This window comes from Brevibacillus choshinensis (genome assembly GCF_016811915.1).
Taxonomy (GTDB): Bacteria; Bacillota; Bacilli; order Brevibacillales; family Brevibacillaceae; genus Brevibacillus; species Brevibacillus choshinensis_A.
This window is the reverse complement of the sequence record NZ_CP069127.1, coordinates 79,577-97,331: the sequence shown is the minus strand read 5'-3', so window position 1 is coordinate 97,331 and position 17,755 is coordinate 79,577. Positions and strand designations below refer to the sequence as shown.

Here is a 17,755-nt window from a genome sequence, read left to right as displayed (position 1 = left end):
TGTTGTCATGCCCATTGCTTGTCTATCTTATGACTCGTATCGTTTGCAAATGCTCATCTTGCACACCATGAAAGCGTGTCTGGCCCATCCGCAGCTCCGTCAGCATCGCAAGGCTCTGGGCATCCATCCGCTCACCGGGAACAACCACCGGTATGCCAGGCGGATACGGAATCACCATCTCCGCTGCGACTCTCCCCAGTGAATTCTCCAACGTCACCTGCTCGCTTGGGGCGTCCACCGCCTCATCCATCGGCACGACCTGTTCGCGCAGGTAGTGTGAGGAAACCACCCCTGCCTCTAGCACTCGCTCTTCCCCGGGCTCCACCTCGAGTTCCAGTGACTCCAAGAGCCGGACCAATCCATCCAGGTCTCGAGAGGAGGTTCCGGCTGATGCAGCCAGGAGCACATGCGAGGAGTCTGCCAGCTCTGGGTAAATGCCATCCCTCTCCATGGTCTGCTGCAGGGCAAAACCGTCTATTTGTTCCGTCCGTATATGGAGAAACAGCTTTAGCGGATCGAGAGTGGCGTACACACTGCTTGACGTCACATCCGGCCATTCCAGCCACCCCAGTCTGCCTGTGCGCTCCCGCAGCTTGTCCAGCTGCGGCAACAGTCTGTCCCACTCCTCGTATGCCTCCTTCACCAGATGACGCCGTGCCAAATCGAGCGAAGCCATGAGCACATAGGAAGGGCTCGACGACTGGATCATGGCCAAATGCCGAAACAGCCTGTCCCGGTCGATCCTCCCTCCTTGCACATGCAGCATGGAAGACATCGTCATCGCCGACGCCATTTTGTGTGTGGACTGCACCGCCGCGTCGACACCTGACTGCATCGCAGATAACGGGAAAGCGGGATGGAATCCAAAATGCGGACCGTGCGCCTCATCAATCAAGAGAGGAATATCATACCGATGCACGATCGCTGCCATCTTCTCCAAATCGATTCCCATTCCGTAGTAGGTGGGATTTGTCAAAAAGACGGCCTTCGCATCAGGGTGGAGATGCAGCGCACGCTCCACGTCTTCTCTCCTGACTCCTGCTGCGACTCCGGTAGCCAAATCGACAGCTGGCACCAAGAAAATCGGAATGGCCTTCGCCATCATGATTCCGTGGTACACCGACTTGTGGCAATTTCGCTGGACGAGGATCTTGTCTCCGGGACGGCATACCGTCATGATCAGCGCGAGATTCCCGACCGTGCTTCCGCCAATGAGAAATCTCGTCTCCTCTGCTCCAAACGCCTCTGCTGCCAGCTCCTGCGCTTCTGCGATGACGCCCTGAGGCTGATGCAAATCATCCGTGCCATTTATTTCTGTAAGATCGAGCTCCAAAATCGACTGGAACCGATGTCTGCCTTCGCTGTCGAAGCTGTGCCCCATTTTATGTCCAGGAACATGAAACGGATGCGGACGACGCTTGACGTGCCGTTCCAGCTGTTCATACAGGGGGGCACGCATTTGCCTCTCCCGAAAATCAGCATTTTTCCCCAACACGTGCACTCACGTCCTTTATGAAATGAATTACCCACTATTTTAGCATGATTTGGAACGAAAAAAGGCATCGGGATTTGTCCGTTGCCTTTTTTCGTTCAAGCATCTTTCCGTAACCATATTCTCCTCATCTGGTGAATAAAGAACGGGTACTTTTCATCCTGTACATCCGTATTGACCATTTCCTGCTCGCATCTCTGGCAGATGAACTGCTCACAGATCGCGATTCCGTCGCTGCGTTCCATTTCACAGACGATACATCGCTGAGCAACCTTTTCCATAGTTTTAACGCCTGCCCTTTTCCTCAATCTACCAATCATTATACCCCATTATAATCAGCATCATTCCCAAACGTTCGTCTTTTCGCCGATAGCTCGGTAGCTTTGAAGGACATTCTGCGTTTCCTGTACCGGAAAACAAGCACAAGCATCCACTACATTCGCCTGTTTCATGGAATGGACGAGCTCTTTTAACGGGAGTTCACGAATGATGTCGTCTGCTGTGCCGATCACCAGCAAATCTGCGTTTTGCAGCGCTTTTTGCCACTGCTCGCATTGCCAGTATTCAGTGAAGACCTCGTTCGGAATTTGCTTCTCCTCCTGGGATAGCAGGCATACCTCTTTTCCCGTGAGCCAGCTTGTATCCATCTGATTCCACATGATCGCAGAGCCCCATAAGACCACGCGATGCACATTCGCCTTTTCCATGGCTAGCTTGCCTTCGCGCTCAATCCATCTGCACAACGGGGCCTGGTCCAGTCGATTTGGATACAGCCAGCCCTGTCCTATGCGCTTGTCCATGCCAAGTGCTCGGGATACTGTCTGCAGAGAAATCCCCTCTTGATCGCATCGTTCTCCCAGTTCCAGATAAAAGCGCTCTTTCCATGATAAATACATGGGTAGCTGGCGGAGGATCTCATCGACTTCGCGTATGCTGCAGACCAAAGACACCCGCTGATAGCGAGCCAGCAGGCGGCACACCATGCGTAACCACTCCCCGTCCGGCTTCCCTCCGACCAGCGCCTTCTCTTTTTCTGACAGCAGCGCCATCCTGACCACTTCCCAGCTTCCGAGGCTTGAGCCGCGATCCGTGACAGATTCCGTCCAGCCATAGGGGATCTCTTCGCCGTAGACCAGCAAAAGGCCAGGTGATACGGCTGCTTCCTGGGCCATTTCTCCCCACGTTTTCATATCCCTGCTCTTTGTGAGCAGCCATCCATCTGCCTCTGAATGGAAAGCTCCTTTTTCTATTTCAAATGGGATCAGTTGGATTCCGCATTCCATAAGGTCCCGGCGAACATCTGGAGTCACCTCTTCTTCTATCGCCAGTAAAGTCAAACGCTGATGGAACAAGACCCTCTCCCTCCTCTATCTGCCGTTCCAATTAGCGTTCCCATTCACCGCCAGCCCATGACGGCACGGTACGGCACAGCCCGGACCGGACATACAAAAGCCGCTGGACCTCTCCAACGGCAAAGATTTCGTGCTTTTTCAACATTTGCGACTATGCGATAATTAGATCGAATTCAAGGCTTGTCAGTAAAGGAAGTGACGTATGAAGGAATCTGCGAACCAAACCATATACAGCTACAAACTGCTTCACCGCTTCCGCTGGGGCTTGCTCGGCCATCTGTTTCAATGGCTGTTGATGGGCGTGTCCATGATCGCTATTTCGTTTTATTTACACATTCCAGCGGCTCGCCTGATCGTGACACTGGCTATCCTTCCCGCTATTGCAGTGGGGCATCTGGTTGTCTTTCGTCTATATGCGCAGCTTCGCCTTCTCAAACCTCAAACGACTGCCGACATGCTTGTCTCTCCTTGGTGGGGGAGCGGGTACCGGCTTCCTGTGCCGATTTCGGTATATCGCCGAGGAGAGTGCGTCGTGCTGCTCGGCTGCCTGTTTCTCGCAGCGGCTGCTTACGTGTGGCTGCCTGTCGAATACGGCTTGACTTTGCTTTGCGGCACACTGGTTCTGTCGCTGCCCAGGCTGTTTGCTCTGCTTGTTTCCTTGCGTCAATCAAAAAAAAGCCGTGTGAAATACGAAAATAGAGGGGTCGCCTTTTTGCTGACCGATGGGTGAAGCCTTACATCACCCACAGCTTAATGACGACCAAGGCTGCTAGACCCGGTAACCGTAAAAAACCGGCCAGCAAGGCGGTAACCGGATTGATCGGGATATGGAAATCAGCTAATTCCCCGACCAGATTCGCAAAGAAGAGCAAGATCGCGCCTATCACCAGCTGCATGATCCCAAAACCAATCCAGCGCACCGGAAGCGCAACCGATTTGCTGGCAGCGATGACGAGCAGAATTCCCGCAATAATCAGAGCAATGACCCATCCCGTTTCCATGAGCTTCCTCCTTAGGCTTGCTTACGATGATGCTCCCGCTTCGCTTGCGAGAGAAGGTACATATAGCGTTTTTCTGTCAACTGCAAATAGTAAATCGCATCATCCAAGCCGCCATCCGGTTCACTGATTTCTACCAGATGGCGGGCGTGCTGCCAATCGAGACGGGCCCGATTGACTGCCGCATCCAGACCGACCGCCTCCACATCGATCAACACCCTCGCCTTTTTCCCCCACCTGCTCATCAGCGTACCCCCTCACTGAAAGTAGTACAGCACTCCAGACAAATTGTTCACTGCATGCAGCAATACTGCGCCCCAAATTGACTGGTAGCGATGACGCACAAATCCCAAACCGAGACCAATGACAAAAAGCGGCACGAATAAAGCCAAATCAATGTGCAAGAGAGCGAACCACAAGCTGCTCAAAACGATACCGATGACAGCTCCCATGCGACGCACCAGATACGTCTGGATGACTCCCCGAAACAACAGCTCTTCCGCAATCGGGACCAAGATCCCGATGACGAGAAACGACGTAGCTGCCGCCAGCATATCGGTTTGCTTGGCTTGTACAATTTCCTTTTCAATCTGCTGCTCCCGCTCGGAGGAGAGAGACATCCCGAGCCAATCTGCGAGAGGATTGGTTATCGCCACATCGAGCACTTTGGCGATCAGGATGAACATGATCAGCAGGGTGAGGAGCATTCGGCCTATACGTGCGGGACGGCGCACACCGATCTCTGCCAGTCTCCCCCGGAACCAGAATGGAATCAGGATCAAGAGAAACAACTGAAACATGGCAGATTCGAACGTCCCGCCGATTGTTCCCTCCGAAAAGAGAGTCCCCTCGAGGATCAATCCGTAGATGAGAAGCGTGAACGTCTGAAATACATGCATCCACGCGACCATGTGCAGCACATCGTTGCCAGTCAGATCGTGATCTCCCCACAGCCACTGCGTTTGCCGTCCCTGCCTCCAGAGACTGATTGCAAACCCGACTGCCCCTACCAAGCTGACCATGGTAATGGTTAACACCGTCAGCGACAACCACAAATGAGGCTGATCTGTTGTCGATGCGATCCATCGCCCGTCTTCTCCCCGATAGAAACGAATGACGGAAAATTCAGCGGCAAACATCAGCCAATACCCTATGCACAGCATGATCGCCCACGGAGTAGACCGATGTCTCTCTGGCTCTATCCGCAGCGACAGCCCCGGTCCTGTCAGCATCTCTTCACGCTCCTATTTCACTGTATGTCTCGTCCCACAAAAAAAGTCCGTCTTTCCTCAAGCTTCTTCTTCCGTTTGTTTGAACTGCCGCTCGGCCACCTGCTTCAAGTAAAGATTCCTTTCCAGCAGAAAGCGCGCCATGTACGCCTCAAGGAAAAGCCAATCCGCGATTTTCCCCAAAATTCCGAGTGGAGAAGTATAGTCAAAGGTATCGAGCATGCGCGTTTGGTTTTGTCCTACTGGTATAAATTCGTGCTCATGCCGAAATCGTTTGAATGCTCCGGAAACCATCTCGTCCACAAAATAATGAGGCTTGTTCATCTCTGTGATTTTCGCAGTCAGTCGCTGCTTGATCCCAAAATGGACGGCTTCCCAGGTCACAGACTCCCCTAGCTCGATCCATCCACTCATGACCCCGGCGATCGCCCTTTCCCCGGTTCTAGATGTTGACTCCATATGCAAATCGATGCTTCTGGCCGCATCAAAACAGAGTTGCGGCGGCGCTGCGATAATCAGCTCCGAACAGATGACAGGCATGTCCCTCTCTCCTTAACCATGTGAAGAATGAAAAAAAGACAGGTTTCCCCCGTCTTTTTCTCTTCCACCATTCTATAGTTCTCGTCGACCTTCCAGTGCTTTGGTCAGCGTCACTTCATCTGCGTACTCCAGATCACCGCCCACAGGCAATCCATGGGCAATGCGCGTTACGCGAATCCCGAAAGGTTTGATCAGGCGGGAAATGTACATCGCCGTCGCCTCCCCTTCGATGTTGGGATTGGTCGCCAGGATAACCTCTTTGACCTGCTCGTCGCTGAGCCGCTTCAACAGGTCAGGGATGCGAATATCTTCCGGACCGATCCCATCCATCGGTGAAATGGCTCCGTGCAATACGTGGTAATACCCTTCAAACTCTCTCGTTTTTTCCATCGCCACGACATCCTTGGGCTCCTGAACGACACAAATGACAGAGCCGTCGCGACGCTTGTCCCTGCAAATGTGGCAAGGATCGAGATCGGTGATGTTGTTGCATACCGAGCAGTAGTGCAGCTGGCGTTTGGCGTTGACGAGCGCCTTGGCCAGATCGAGCACGTCGTCTTCCTTCATGTTGAGAACGAAAAAGGCAAGCCGCCCAGCGGTTTTCGGACCGATGCCGGGCAGTTTCATAAAGCCTTCAATTAGCTTGGATACCGGTTCTGGATAGAACATCGCGTATGCTCCTTCGACTACCTGTTTTTAGAACAGACCCGGGATGTTCATTCCTCCAGTGAATTTCCCCATGTCTTTCGCCATCAATTCGTCCGCTTTGCGCAGCGCGTCATTCACAGCGGTCAGCACGAGATCTTGCAGCATTTCAACATCATCTGGATCGATGACTTCTGGCTTGATGATGATTTCTTTTACTTGCTTGTGGCCATCCGCTTTGACCAATACAGCGCCGCCGCCAGCAGAGCCTTCTACGACTTTATCCTTCAGGGCTTCTTGGGCTTTTGCCATTTCTTCTTGCATTTTTTTCACTTGCTTCATCATTTGTTGCATTTGCTGCATGTTTTTCATGTGAGGGTTCCTCCCTTGATTGTTTTTGAAATTAGTCTTTTACTTCGACTAGTTCTTCGCCCACGAGCTTTATGGCTTCTGCCAAAAACGGATCCTGTTCCTCTTCGGCAGGGCCTTCCTTTTGCCCTACCTGCTGTTCGACCGATTGCCATTCCTCTTCCATGATGGAAAAAAGCTGCAATGGCTTGCCCAGCACATTCAAGATGACCCGCTCGACTACGCCCTTTAATTCCGGCTCCATGGTTTTATCGCAGTGGATGGGGCTGGTGAACGTGACCACCACCGCATCACCGCCAGCAGCAACAGGCTGACCATTTACCAGCCAAGCCTGGTACTGGATTTTCACCTTTTTCAAATCAGTCAATATTTGGCTCCATTGTCCGCGCACCTGACGAGTCAGATTTTCGTCCAATGCCTTCGCGACTTCGCGCACCTTGTTCATCGAGGTTCGCGATCCGCCTCCTGCCGCAGCCACACGCTTCGGTTCAGCCTTTCTCGGCTCCTCCGCTTTTTGCGTCGGCAAGTTTACCTGCCCTTGCATGATCTGAACCAGGCGTTCTTCCAATGTGCGGATCCGGTTCGCCATGCCTGCCAGCTCTTCATTATTTACTTGCGGAGCTGCTGTAGCGGTACTTCCGGCCGTTTGTGCAACAGGCTGGCACATCTTGACCAGTGTCAGCTCCACCAAAACTCTGGCGTACGTCGAGTATTTCAATTGGGTCAGCGCCTCATTGCATGTCTCGATCGCCGCATACAGCTCGGGAAACCCGTACAGCTCAGCTACGGTGGCAAACTGATCGTCTATCATCGTCCGCTCTACGATCTCCTCCAGCTGAGGAGCAGTCTTCAACAGCAGCATATCCCGATAGTAGTACATGAAATCATGCAGGAACTGCTCGGGATCCTTCCCTTGAACCATGACCTGATCGAACTGTTCCATGACCTGAGCTACATCGCGCTCAGCGATATGGCGGGCCAGGACGGAAAAGTACGTCTGGGAGACGGTACCCGTAATTTGCATGATGTCGCTTGCCTTCACTTCATCTCGGCTATAGCTGATCGCCTGATCGAGCAAGCTGAGGGCATCACGCGCTCCACCCTCTGCCATCTTCGCCACCAGCTGGAGTGCTTGTTCTTCGACTCGTACTCCCTGCGATTGGCAAATTTTCTGCAGCAGATTGACCATCACCCGAAGCGGAATTCGATGAAAATCGAAACGCTGGCACCGAGAGATGATCGTGGCCGGCAGCTTGTGCGGTTCCGTGGTGGCCAAAATGAAAATGACGTGTGCAGGCGGTTCTTCCAACGTCTTTAGCAGCGCGTTAAACGCCTCCGTCGTCAGCATATGCACTTCGTCAATGATGTACACCTTGTACTTGACGTCGCTTGGAGCAAATTTCACTTTGTCGCGAATGTCGCGAATCTCTTCAACCCCGCGGTTGGATGCGGCATCGATCTCCAGCACATCCGTCACAGAACCGCTTGTAATCGCACGGCACGAACCGCACTCATTGCAAGGCTCGCCGTCAATCGGCTGCTCGCAGTTTACGGCTTTGGACATGATTTTGGCTGCACTCGTCTTACCGGTACCACGGGGACCGTTGAACAAATAGGCATGGGAAAGCCTTCCTTCGCGCAATGCATTGCGCAAGGTAATCGTCACATGTTCTTGTCCGACAACGTCTTGAAACGTCTGCGGTCGGTATACGCGATACAGCGCGGTATAAGCCATGTTCGTGTGACACTCCCCATCTGCACAGTCCTCTTTTATATCCTATTCATTATACACTATTGGCATAGTTCCATCAAAGAAAACGCCCCGTTCACATGGTTGTGAGGGACGCTTTCGCATGGACGTTTTTACATGTAAGGAAGCATGATGTGAAAGGTCGTTCCGTACCCCTTGGACGAGACGCGAATCTGGCCACCGATATCGTGGATGATTTTTTGGCAGACGGACAACCCCAAGCCTGTTCCTTCTTCTTTAGTCGTAAAAAACGGGTCGAAAATTTTGTCGATGATGTACAACGGAATACCGGGGCCGGAGTCGTGAATGTCGATGCTTACCTTGTCTCCGTCCTGATCGATGTGGTGGGAAATTTGCAGCGTGCCCTGCTCGCCCATGGCTTCAATGCCGTTTTTGCAAATGTTGATGAACACCTGCTTGAGAAGCTCGGTATCGCCTACGACCATCGGAAGTTTTCCGTGGGAGGAAAACTTCACGTCGATCCCGTACAGAATGGCCTGGGATTCGACGATCGGCAGGATTTCCGAGAAGACGGTATTGAGGTCCACCATGGAGTATTGAATATTGCGCGGTTTGCTCAACAAGAGAAACTCACTCACCAACGAGTTGATTCGATTGATCTCCGTCAGCATGATTTCCGTATACGTCTTTTCCCGATCCATTCCGCTTTCGCCAAATGATTTTAAGAACATTTGCAGAAATCCTTTGATGGAGGTAAGCGGGTTGCGTATTTCGTGTGCGGTGCCGGCAGCGATCTGCCCAATCATCGCCAACCGCTCGTTTCGCTCGATTTTTTGCTCAAAGGAACGCAGATTCGTAATATCTTTAAAAAGGACAAAAGCGCCAACCGTCTTGCCTGTACCGTCCTGCAGCGTATTGGCATCCACGATTAATTCGTAGCGCTGATTGTCATTGGACCATGACGTGGCGATGTTGTGTAATTTGACACCTTCCAGCAGCTCTTTTTTGATGAGCCGATGCTGTTCGGGAATGCCTGCAAAAACACGATCAATGTGGTTGTTGATGACTTGCAGCCGGTCCATCCCCAAGAGCTTGCATGCCGTCTGACTGGCCTCGACGATATTCGCCTGCTCGTCCAGAATGAACAAGCCAAGGCTGGTATCGTGCGTCAGCTTAGTCAGCACTCGCTGGGGCAAGGTGAAGTCTGGTTCTTTTGATAGTTGAGACAGATGAATCAGATACAAGGGCTGTTCTGCTTGCTGCACCAATATCATCGCAGGAGTCTTTCCGCATATCCCCTGTTTATTCTTCCATTCTACCTCCACGTTGAATTCCGGCTGCGCTTCCTTCTGCAATAACTCTTCATACAACTGCTCCACGGAGCCATTGAAAGGAAGGATGGTCTGAAACGGTTGATTGACAAGTCGATCGCGTGAATATCCGGTGACACGAAGCAGTTGTTCGTTTACTTCAACGATACTTCCTGCCTGATTTACCAATAAAACGGCAGTAGGCAGTTGATGCATGAACTGCTGCAATCGTCCGGACGAGCCGACCAGATGTAGCGAAAAAGATGCACTCACAGCTTGTCCCTCCCTGACCTATGACGTAGTTCAATGTGCAGGATAGTATATTGTTTCTCCTTCTATGAAAATTCGTGAAACTCCGCCTAAAACCTGCCCTTTTCCATCAGGAAGAAAAGGGAAATGTTTCGCTGTTTATCGTCAAAAAACAACAAAAAATACACCGAGCGATCGGAAAGACTTTATTGGCAAATAAAAATAGCATGTCTCCCGAAGAAAACATGCTACTTGACTGTCATATAGAAGGTACCGTGCACCTATCTTCGATAATCCTCATCCGAGCGTTACTTATGGTAGCAGCTCAGACCAGGCTACCCTGCGGCACACGCGATGATCCACTTATGGCTGCTTCCTTCCGGACCTGACCAGGTTCATGGGTTCGCGTTGCACAGGACCCGATCCTCAACACCGCCGCCATAAGGCAGCCTCACATGAGGAAACCTATGATAGGAATTCAACCCTGCTATTGCGGATTGCAGGTTACAGGGCACCGCAACCTCCCCGTCTAGCACGGTACAGTTAGAATACCAGAGATACGGATTGATAGCAAGGCGTAAAGACCAACCAATACAGGGAAAGGTCCCCTCATTCTTTCTCGGATGCAGCACTGGCCGACGTTTCCAGCGTGACACCACCTGACCGAAGCTGCGCCTGCAACACGCGAGCTCGGTAAGCTTCTTGAAAAACAGTTACGATATTGGGATCAAATTGCTTCTCCGAGCAGCGGACAATTTCATCATGCGCTTCCTGAAAGGTCATCGCCTTCCGATAGGATCTGGTAGTCGTCATCGCATCAAATGTGTCGGCAACAGCTATGATCCGCCCAATCAAAGGAATGGCCTCTCCCTTTAATTGATCGGGATAACCGCGGCCATCCCACCGCTCGTGATGGTGCCTCACTCCCGGGCTGACGTGAGCCAAGCTTTCGATCTGCTCGACAATGTTGGCTCCAATGGACGAATGCCGCTTCATGTATTCATATTCCTCATCCGTCAACTTCCCTGCTTTGAGCAAAACATGATCCGGTATCGCTACTTTTCCAATGTCATGCATTAAACTGGCGTAACGCAAGTCGTCCCGGGAAAATTGGCTGCGTGATTTTTCATCCAGATGATCGTACAAAATAAGTGCGTACTCGGTGACGCGTTCGGTATGTCCTGCCGTATACGGATCCTTCATTTCCACCGCCAAGTAAAAGCTGCGCACGATTTGGTCCAGACTCTCCTGCATGTATTCCCGTTCCCGTACGATCAGCTCATGCATTTGCCCTGCCATCTTGTTGAATTTCCTTTCGAGGATCGTGATCTCTTTCATCCCCTGAATGGGAACCCGTATGGAGAAATCACCCTCCAGCAACGCGTCCGTAGCCGATACCAGGGTATAGATCGGCTTGCCGATCCACAGCGAGAGGCGGTGGGCCACGTAAGCAGAAAAACCTACGACGAGGCAAATGGTGATTAGCAGAATCAGCTTGAGCCGGTCAAGGCGCTGCGAGATTCCTTTCCCACCGATCCATTCGATATAGACGTTGCCGCTGACGGGCGATACGAAGAAAAACGAGTAAATCGTCTCCCCCTCTTTTTGAAGCCTGAGCATGCCATGATTCGTTTGATTTTGCAACGCTCGGCGGATCTCGTCATAACCGGGAAGCGCTTGCACTTCCTTCCCGATCCATTCACTTTCCGTATGTATAAAAATTTTCCCCGAATCTAAAACGACCATCATATCCTGGGTATTGTCGGAATGCCGATTCCGGATGAAGTCATTGTACTGTCCGCAGGTGTGTTGACCGCCACAAAGTGAACATTTCCGATCATATCACTCAAGCGCACAAACTGGGAAAACAATGCATGAATCGAGGCGTCATCCGTTTTTTCCTGATAGAGTAGCTTGTTTGCTGCCAGATTATCTACCTCTGCTTGCATCGTTTGTAGAAAAGAGGACAATCGCATGTCCGCAAGCTTGAGATGGCCTTCCATATCGGTTTGGTACTGCTCAAACACCGCTTCTTGAGCCTCCCCATAGAAAAGGAAGCAGATAAACAAAATGGGAAAGAGACTCAACAACAGAAATGTTGCAAATAATCGATCTCTTACTTTCGAAAAGTACATCTGCCTCCCCCTGCCTACTAAGCTGTCTGCTAGTCACCTTATTTCCCGCGCCGAGCCAGAGGGAAACCTTGAATTGACAAAAACAATTTGCCTACATAGACAAACGATCTGTCGAGTATTATCCTAGCTAAGGATAAAAAGCACTTGGGACAAGGAGACTACTCATGCGTTATATACTGCTGGTCTTTATAGGGGCGTGTAGTTACGGGATTCTCTCCACCATCGTCAAGCTGGCTTATGGACAGGGATACTCCCCCGCAGAAGTGATCGGTGGGCAAATGTTTTTCGGCTTTGTCTTAACCTGGCTGCCTGCTTTGTTTTTCTTGCGGACAAAACCCCAATGGAGGCAATTACTTTTGCTGGTTGCTGTTGGACTGACTGTTGGATCGACTGGCATTTTCTATTACAATGCCCTTCAATTCATACCCGCTTCGATTGCGATCGTCCTGTTATTTCAATTTACGTGGATGGGCGTACTGGCGGAAGCCTTTCTGACTCGTCGGCGTCCTGACAGACAAACGATCGGCTCACTCGTATTGTTGCTCATAGGAACGCTGCTTGCCGGTGGCCTGTTTGAAGGCGGCGGATGGGGACAGTTCAATTTTATGGGAGTCATGCTTGGATTGCTCTCGGCCGTATCCTACACACTGTTTCTCATTTTCAGCGGAAAAGCAGCGATCACCGTCCAACCGTGGGTGCGCAGCTCGGCCATGGCAACAGGCTCACTGCTTTTGGCCAGCTTGATTTACCCACCTGTCTTCCTCTTCAATGGCGCTTTGTTGGATGGTCTATTTCCGTATGTATTCCTGCTCGCTTTTTTCGGAATTTTTTTGCCGACCGTCTTGTTCAACTTTGGCATTCCGCACATTGGTGCTGGCATGGCTGCCATTTTGGGGGCTGCCGAATTGCCTATGGCTGTCATCTCTTCGTACGTGGTCCTGAATGAATCTGTAAGCCTGCTCCAAACGTTGGGAGTGGTCGTCATCCTGATCGGGATCGTCCTGCCAGAATGGTTCCGCAGACGCGGTAAACGCGGGAATACGCAAGAAACCTCCGATAGACATTGACAAGAACGTCGAGAAAGCGGGTGACTTCGCGTGAATATCAAAAGCTGTCTAACGATACAAGATTTTATTCAAATGGAGCAATTGGAAAAAAGATACTATGCTGAGGAGCATATCACTCCTTATGCGGAATCGTACGAGTGGTATGTACAACGTCCTCACTCGATACTCGCGTTGGAGGAAGACCATCGCATCATTGGATTTATGAATTTGTTCCCCGTTAAGCCTGAGATTTACGAACAAATCTCAAACGGCACTTATAACGACAAGTATCTTACCTATCGTGAAATCATCCCCGTAGAAGAGGGGCCTGTCCCTTCTATGAGTTTGTTTCTCTCCTGCATCGTCATTGACGACGAATATCGGAGGTCCCCTGCGTTAACGATGTTATTGGGCAGCTACCTGGAATACTACGAGACGTTTCGAAGGAAGGGTGTCAGGATGGAAGGGATCGTAGGCGATGCTGTGACCGCGGCCGGGGAACGTTTTTTAAGCAAAATCGGATTGAAGCGTCATTGTGCTTCCGACCACGACTCCACGATCTATCGGGGAACATACCCTGATTTTTTCGCAGCGGTGAGCGCCATGAAGCCAGATTTTCCTGCATAATAGCGAAAAAACCTCCGCAAGAGCAGGAGGTCTATTTGCTGTATTCTTTTGAAGGGACGATACGTTCCTTCTTTCTTTTCCACACCTTGTAGCCGTACAGTCCGACTGCTGCGACGAGAACCAGACCGATCACTCCCATTGCCATCCCTTGCGTCAGCGTGCTCAAGTGAGCATTGAGATAGGCGACGTTATTCCCTGTGAAGTGCCCGATCCCAAACAAAATCAGCGTCCAGACAAGCCCGGTCGTATAGGAGAACCATGCATATCGGCGAAAAGTCATCTTCCCGATCCCCACCAGATAGGGAACGACGTGACGAACGACCGGCAAAAAATAGCTGATGCAAAGCGCATAACTCCCGTACCGTTCCAGAAGTGACTGCGCATGCGCGACGTACTTGTTCATCCCCTTTTTTCGCCCGATCCAGTTCAGAGCCGGAGCCCCTACCGTCCGCCCTAACACGTACCCGAGAGACAGTCCGGAAACGACTCCCAGATACGTAGCAATAAAAGCAGGTACGACCTTCAGCACACCTGTGGCGGTCAACACACCTGCGGACAGTACAATGACTTCATCCGGAATCGGCATTCCGACAATACCCAGCCATAATAGAAAGAAGAGTGCAAAATAGCCGAATTGGCTCACCGAATCCGTCAGCATATCTACTACCATTCTGCGTTTCTCCCTCCCTCTCTACCCGATTTCTTTCCGGCAAACATACACAAAAGCAGGAGGCAGATTAAACGGAACCAACTTGACGGAGACTTCCGAAAAGACCGCTTGCAGCTGCTTTTTCATTTGCAGAGAATACTGAAAGGCGACAAAGACTCCGCCTGGCTTCAGTGCAGCGTACACCTGCTCCATGATCTGATCGCGCAAGGCTTGGGGGAAGTTTGCGAACGGCAAGCCGGAAATGATCGCATCGGCTTTGCCCAATCCCGCATCCGCCAGCACACTCACCAGCTCGACAGCGTCCTCGTGGAAAAGAGCGCCCGGAAAGAGCAGCTCCAGACGATTCCGCATGTTCGTTTCTTTTTCAAATGACACGAGGGTCGCATCCGGCTGTTTCAGCTCATCGATCCATTTGGTGAAAATACCGGTTCCCGCCCCTAGCTCCACGATCGTATGTGCTTTTTTCCAGTCAACCGGCTTCATCATCTGCTTCGCCAGCGCGTGCGAGCTAGGCGTAATGCTCCCTACTTGACCTGGTGCCTGCAAGAAATTATAGAAAAACATCAGCCGTTCTTTTAAGCCGACCGGTTGATGGCAATCAATCATCATCATTTGGTTCGCTCCTTTTTTGTCGCTTACTAGTCATGTTACCCAGATTTCTTTTAGAATTACTTGTGAAAAAACAAAAGATTTTCTTAAGATTCACAGTAACCGATTTGAATGGAATTTTCCTCCGTCTGTGGTCGGAGCGGGAAATCACGCTTTTGATGGTTTTGGTCCGTTCCATCCCTCATGTACAATAGGATCATAGAAGTCGGCATGAACGACGAGGAGGACTATTCGATGAATTATAACGGTGTAAAAGCTATCACACATGCGAGTGCGTTTTTCGCGCCCTTCCTGGTGCCATTGATTGTATGGCTGCTCATGCAGGATCGCGATGCTAAAAATATGGCACTACAGGCTCTTTTGTTTCACGTGATCTTGGGAGTACTCATCAGCATTTCCTGGGCGCTCTCGTTCATCGTGGTCGGCATCCCTTTCCTGATCGTCTTCGGATTGATGGGAATCTACTATCCGATCAAAGGGATCATCTACTCGCTCAAAGGCAGACCGTTTCATTATCCAGTGATCGGCTCATTGGTGCGATAAACTGCGGACCGTACGAAAAAGACCAGCTCGTCATTGAGCTGGTCTTTGCTTTTGATCCGCGCTTTATTTGGAGCCTACGGTGAAGCGTTCGTTGCGATGCTTTGGATTTTCGATTTCATCCAGGACAGCGATGGCGTAGTCAGCGTAGCTGATGTAGCTCTGACCGCTGGCGTTTACCAGCAAATGATCTTTTCCTGCTACATAGGTACCCGTGCGAGCGCCTTCTGCATCAAAGAAAGCGGACGGACTCAGAAATGTCCATTGAATGGAATCTGTGCCTTGTAGAATGCGCAGATTTTCTCCCTGATTTTGTGCCGTAGCCAAGAACATTTCAGGGAAATCCGGCGTTTCCCATACACGAGTGGTTTTCGCTTCATCGACGAACAGACTGCCCGCTCCGCCTACCACGATCATGCGAGTGTCTGGCGCACCCTTCATGGCTTCAATCAATACATTCCCTGCTTCGACATGCAAGTGCTCCTGACCCAATGGGGCACCAAATGCGTTGACTACCACATCATAGCCTTTCAAATCATCTGCTTTCAGGGCAAAGACGTCTTTTTCCACAACGGCTACGTTTGCTTCCGCTATTTTTGATGCATCACGGACGATAGCCGTCACTTCGTGTCCACGGTCCAACGCTTCCTTCGCAATCCATTTACCTGCTTTCCCGCTTGCACCGACAATGGCGATTTTCATGATCATTTCCCTCCATAATGGTATGATTCTTCAAATATAGGCATGGTATTACCTGATCGATCAGCTGTAACAAAAGCAGTTACATCTTGTGTAAAAAAAGAACAAGGTGTTCATTTGCCCCCTGTTGTAATCATTTTAGTTACAACAGAGCAAGATGTCAATGGTGTATTATTCTTTCTGCCGTCTGGTCCGCCTATTCATCGCCAAAAACCCACAGTGTCCATCCAGCACACTGTGGGTTTCTCCTTCATTTCTTTTTGATTGCGCCGCTCCAGGTAATCAGGCCGCCTTTGAGATGAGCCATGTTGGTAAAGCCGTGCTTGCTCAATACCTTTGCTGCCTGTTTGCTGCGCATCCCGCTGCGGCAATAGAGCAGCACGTCGTTTTTGCTGGATATTTCCTTGACCCGGCTGTTCAGCTGGGACAGTGGGATATTGACCGCCGAAGGAATATACCCCTTCTTGTATTCATGGGGCTCCCTCACGTCGATCAACATCACCCTGCTTTTTTGATTCACCCGATCTTTGAATTCCTCTGCGGATAAATTTTGCAGACCCTTTACCGACCTGAATCGTGTGATCAAATACCACGTAGTGACAGCGTAAGCGAGAATCAGAAGTATAGTCGAGAAATCCATATAGACACCCTTTCGTTTTAGCGGCTTTTCACCAAGAGCTCAACAGCTTCCTTCACCATTTTGCTGGTGTCTCCTCCAGCCTCCTGCTCTTCCAACAAGCAGCGCTGAAGATTTTCCGCCACGATTTGCGCGATAGCACGATCGGATGCATTTCTCACAGCTGACAGCTGCGCGACTACCTCCTTGCAGTTTTTCTGATCCTCCATCATTTTCAAAACACCGCGAACTTGTCCCTCAATCCTGCGCAAGCGTCTTTTAATATCTTCACCGTAGTTGTAGTCCATGAAATTTCCTCCTATTTCTACCTATACCGGTATTATACGAAAAAGGAGCGGCCTAAATAAACAGATTCACTTTCGCTTGTGTAGCATCGCCCAGATAAGCCGCTACCCCTGCATATTCCATTCCGTCCAGCAGCTCTTCCTTTTGCAGACCCAGGAGATCCATCGTCATGGTGCATGCCACCAGCTTGACCCCTTGTTCCTGAGCCAGTTCGATCAACTGAGGCAACGTCAATGCATTATGCTTTTTCATGACGTGCTTGATCATCTTTGGCCCCATGCCCATCATATTCATTTTGGACAACCCCAGCTTTTTGGCGCCGCGAGGCATCATCCAGCCAAACGCCTTTTCGAGGAAGCCTTTATTCACCTTGACGATCTCGTCTTTGCGCATGGTGTTCAATCCCCAGAACGTAAAGAAAATCGTGACATCGTGATCATACGCTGCGGCACCGTTCGCAATAATAAAAGCCGCAATCGCTTTATCTAAATCCCCACTGAACAGGACAATCGTTGTTTTCTCTTTTTGAGCTTCCATGAAAGAGGCCTCCTTGAGTTATACTTATACCCCTATAGGTATTTTAAATGCAGTAGAGCGCATTTGCAACGGAAA

23 protein-coding genes and 1 other RNA gene are annotated in these 17,755 nt (G+C 50.7%); 4 read left to right on the top strand and 20 right to left on the bottom strand.

Going from position 1 to position 17,755, the window contains the following annotated elements; all coding sequences use genetic code 11:
• Nucleotides 1-22 precede the first annotated feature (22 nt).
• From JNE38_RS00590 to JNE38_RS00580, 3 genes are all read right to left on the bottom strand, one after another.
• The gene (locus JNE38_RS00590; protein ID WP_428993688.1) at nt 23-1,459 is read right to left on the bottom strand and encodes an aminotransferase class I/II-fold pyridoxal phosphate-dependent enzyme; all 1,437 of its coding nucleotides are present in this window, start codon (nt 1,457-1,459) and stop codon (nt 23-25) included.
• A gap of 131 nt (nt 1,460-1,590) precedes the next feature.
• Nucleotides 1,591-1,773, bottom strand: a complete 183-nt coding sequence (locus tag JNE38_RS00585; protein WP_203354817.1) for a sigma factor G inhibitor Gin — start codon at nt 1,771-1,773, stop codon at nt 1,591-1,593.
• Between the two features lie 60 nt (nt 1,774-1,833).
• Nucleotides 1,834-2,844, bottom strand: a complete 1,011-nt coding sequence (locus JNE38_RS00580) for a hypothetical protein (protein ID WP_238933523.1) — start codon at nt 2,842-2,844, stop codon at nt 1,834-1,836.
• Between the two features lie 202 nt (nt 2,845-3,046).
• Between JNE38_RS00580 and JNE38_RS00575 the strand changes: the two genes are divergently transcribed.
• On the top strand, nt 3,047-3,574 hold the full coding sequence (locus tag JNE38_RS00575; protein ID WP_203354816.1) for a hypothetical protein: 528 nt from the start codon (nt 3,047-3,049) through the stop codon (nt 3,572-3,574).
• Nucleotides 3,575-3,578: 4 nt separating this feature from the next.
• Here the strand turns inward: JNE38_RS00575 and JNE38_RS00570 are convergent, their stop codons facing one another.
• The 11 genes from JNE38_RS00570 to JNE38_RS31035 all read right to left on the bottom strand — a co-directional run bounded on the left by JNE38_RS00570 (nt 3,579) and on the right by JNE38_RS31035 (nt 11,922).
• Entirely contained in the window at nt 3,579-3,845 is a 267-nt protein-coding gene (locus JNE38_RS00570; protein ID WP_203354815.1) for a pro-sigmaK processing inhibitor BofA family protein, read from the bottom strand.
• An 11-nt stretch (nt 3,846-3,856) separates the two neighbouring features.
• On the bottom strand, nt 3,857-4,087 hold the full coding sequence (locus JNE38_RS00565; RefSeq protein WP_203354814.1) for a DUF2508 family protein: 231 nt from the start codon (nt 4,085-4,087) through the stop codon (nt 3,857-3,859).
• 12 nt (nt 4,088-4,099) lie between these two features.
• Nucleotides 4,100-5,074: a CPBP family intramembrane glutamic endopeptidase gene (locus JNE38_RS00560; RefSeq protein ID WP_203354813.1), complete on the bottom strand. Its 975-nt coding sequence runs from the start codon at nt 5,072-5,074 to the stop codon at nt 4,100-4,102.
• A 57-nt stretch (nt 5,075-5,131) separates the two neighbouring features.
• On the bottom strand, nt 5,132-5,611 hold the full coding sequence (locus tag JNE38_RS00555; RefSeq protein WP_203354812.1) for an SRPBCC family protein: 480 nt from the start codon (nt 5,609-5,611) through the stop codon (nt 5,132-5,134).
• 72 nt (nt 5,612-5,683) lie between these two features.
• Complete coding sequence (gene recR, locus JNE38_RS00550; protein WP_092274871.1) at nt 5,684-6,280, bottom strand: recombination mediator RecR; 597 nt, start codon at nt 6,278-6,280, stop codon at nt 5,684-5,686.
• Nucleotides 6,281-6,307: 27 nt separating this feature from the next.
• Nucleotides 6,308-6,619, bottom strand: coding sequence for a YbaB/EbfC family nucleoid-associated protein (locus tag JNE38_RS00545; protein ID WP_238933688.1), 312 nt, complete (start codon nt 6,617-6,619; stop codon nt 6,308-6,310).
• A gap of 40 nt (nt 6,620-6,659) precedes the next feature.
• Nucleotides 6,660-8,360: a DNA polymerase III subunit gamma/tau gene (gene dnaX, locus JNE38_RS00540; RefSeq protein WP_203354810.1), complete on the bottom strand. Its 1,701-nt coding sequence runs from the start codon at nt 8,358-8,360 to the stop codon at nt 6,660-6,662.
• A 128-nt stretch (nt 8,361-8,488) separates the two neighbouring features.
• Complete coding sequence (locus tag JNE38_RS00535; protein ID WP_203354809.1) at nt 8,489-9,919, bottom strand: PAS domain-containing sensor histidine kinase; 1,431 nt, start codon at nt 9,917-9,919, stop codon at nt 8,489-8,491.
• Between the two features lie 249 nt (nt 9,920-10,168).
• Nucleotides 10,169-10,433, bottom strand: an RNA gene (gene ffs / locus JNE38_RS00530) — signal recognition particle sRNA large type.
• A gap of 71 nt (nt 10,434-10,504) precedes the next feature.
• The gene (locus JNE38_RS00525) at nt 10,505-11,644 is read right to left on the bottom strand and encodes an HD-GYP domain-containing protein (RefSeq protein ID WP_203354808.1); all 1,140 of its coding nucleotides are present in this window, start codon (nt 11,642-11,644) and stop codon (nt 10,505-10,507) included.
• Entirely contained in the window at nt 11,641-11,922 is a 282-nt protein-coding gene (locus tag JNE38_RS31035) for a hypothetical protein (protein ID WP_203354807.1), read from the bottom strand. Before JNE38_RS31035 ends, JNE38_RS00525 begins: the two co-directional genes overlap by 4 nt.
• A gap of 272 nt (nt 11,923-12,194) precedes the next feature.
• Between JNE38_RS31035 and JNE38_RS00515 the strand changes: the two genes are divergently transcribed.
• The gene (locus JNE38_RS00515; protein ID WP_203354806.1) at nt 12,195-13,097 is read left to right on the top strand and encodes an EamA family transporter; all 903 of its coding nucleotides are present in this window, start codon (nt 12,195-12,197) and stop codon (nt 13,095-13,097) included.
• 72 nt (nt 13,098-13,169) lie between these two features.
• Nucleotides 13,170-13,703, top strand: a complete 534-nt coding sequence (locus JNE38_RS00510; protein WP_203354805.1) for a hypothetical protein — start codon at nt 13,170-13,172, stop codon at nt 13,701-13,703.
• A 31-nt stretch (nt 13,704-13,734) separates the two neighbouring features.
• Here JNE38_RS00510 and JNE38_RS00505 read toward each other — a convergent pair whose 3' ends face one another.
• Together JNE38_RS00505 and JNE38_RS00500 are read right to left on the bottom strand one after the other, a co-directional pair.
• On the bottom strand, nt 13,735-14,373 hold the full coding sequence (locus tag JNE38_RS00505) for a DedA family protein (RefSeq protein ID WP_203354804.1): 639 nt from the start codon (nt 14,371-14,373) through the stop codon (nt 13,735-13,737).
• Between the two features lie 21 nt (nt 14,374-14,394).
• Nucleotides 14,395-14,982, bottom strand: a complete 588-nt coding sequence (locus JNE38_RS00500; RefSeq protein WP_203357369.1) for a class I SAM-dependent methyltransferase — start codon at nt 14,980-14,982, stop codon at nt 14,395-14,397.
• Nucleotides 14,983-15,216: 234 nt separating this feature from the next.
• On the opposite strand from JNE38_RS00500, the gene JNE38_RS00495 reads away from it, so the two are divergent.
• Entirely contained in the window at nt 15,217-15,525 is a 309-nt protein-coding gene (locus JNE38_RS00495; protein ID WP_203354803.1) for a DUF4870 domain-containing protein, read from the top strand.
• A gap of 63 nt (nt 15,526-15,588) precedes the next feature.
• Here the strand turns inward: JNE38_RS00495 and JNE38_RS00490 are convergent, their stop codons facing one another.
• The 4 genes from JNE38_RS00490 to JNE38_RS00475 form a co-directional block, all read right to left on the bottom strand.
• Complete coding sequence (locus JNE38_RS00490; protein ID WP_203354802.1) at nt 15,589-16,224, bottom strand: NAD(P)-dependent oxidoreductase; 636 nt, start codon at nt 16,222-16,224, stop codon at nt 15,589-15,591.
• Between the two features lie 247 nt (nt 16,225-16,471).
• Nucleotides 16,472-16,861, bottom strand: coding sequence for a rhodanese-like domain-containing protein (locus JNE38_RS00485; protein WP_203354801.1), 390 nt, complete (start codon nt 16,859-16,861; stop codon nt 16,472-16,474).
• 17 nt (nt 16,862-16,878) lie between these two features.
• Nucleotides 16,879-17,145, bottom strand: coding sequence for a metal-sensitive transcriptional regulator (locus tag JNE38_RS00480; protein WP_203354800.1), 267 nt, complete (start codon nt 17,143-17,145; stop codon nt 16,879-16,881).
• Between the two features lie 52 nt (nt 17,146-17,197).
• The gene (locus JNE38_RS00475; RefSeq protein ID WP_203354799.1) at nt 17,198-17,680 is read right to left on the bottom strand and encodes a DsrE/DsrF/DrsH-like family protein; all 483 of its coding nucleotides are present in this window, start codon (nt 17,678-17,680) and stop codon (nt 17,198-17,200) included.
• Between the last annotated feature and the right edge of the window lie 75 nt (nt 17,681-17,755).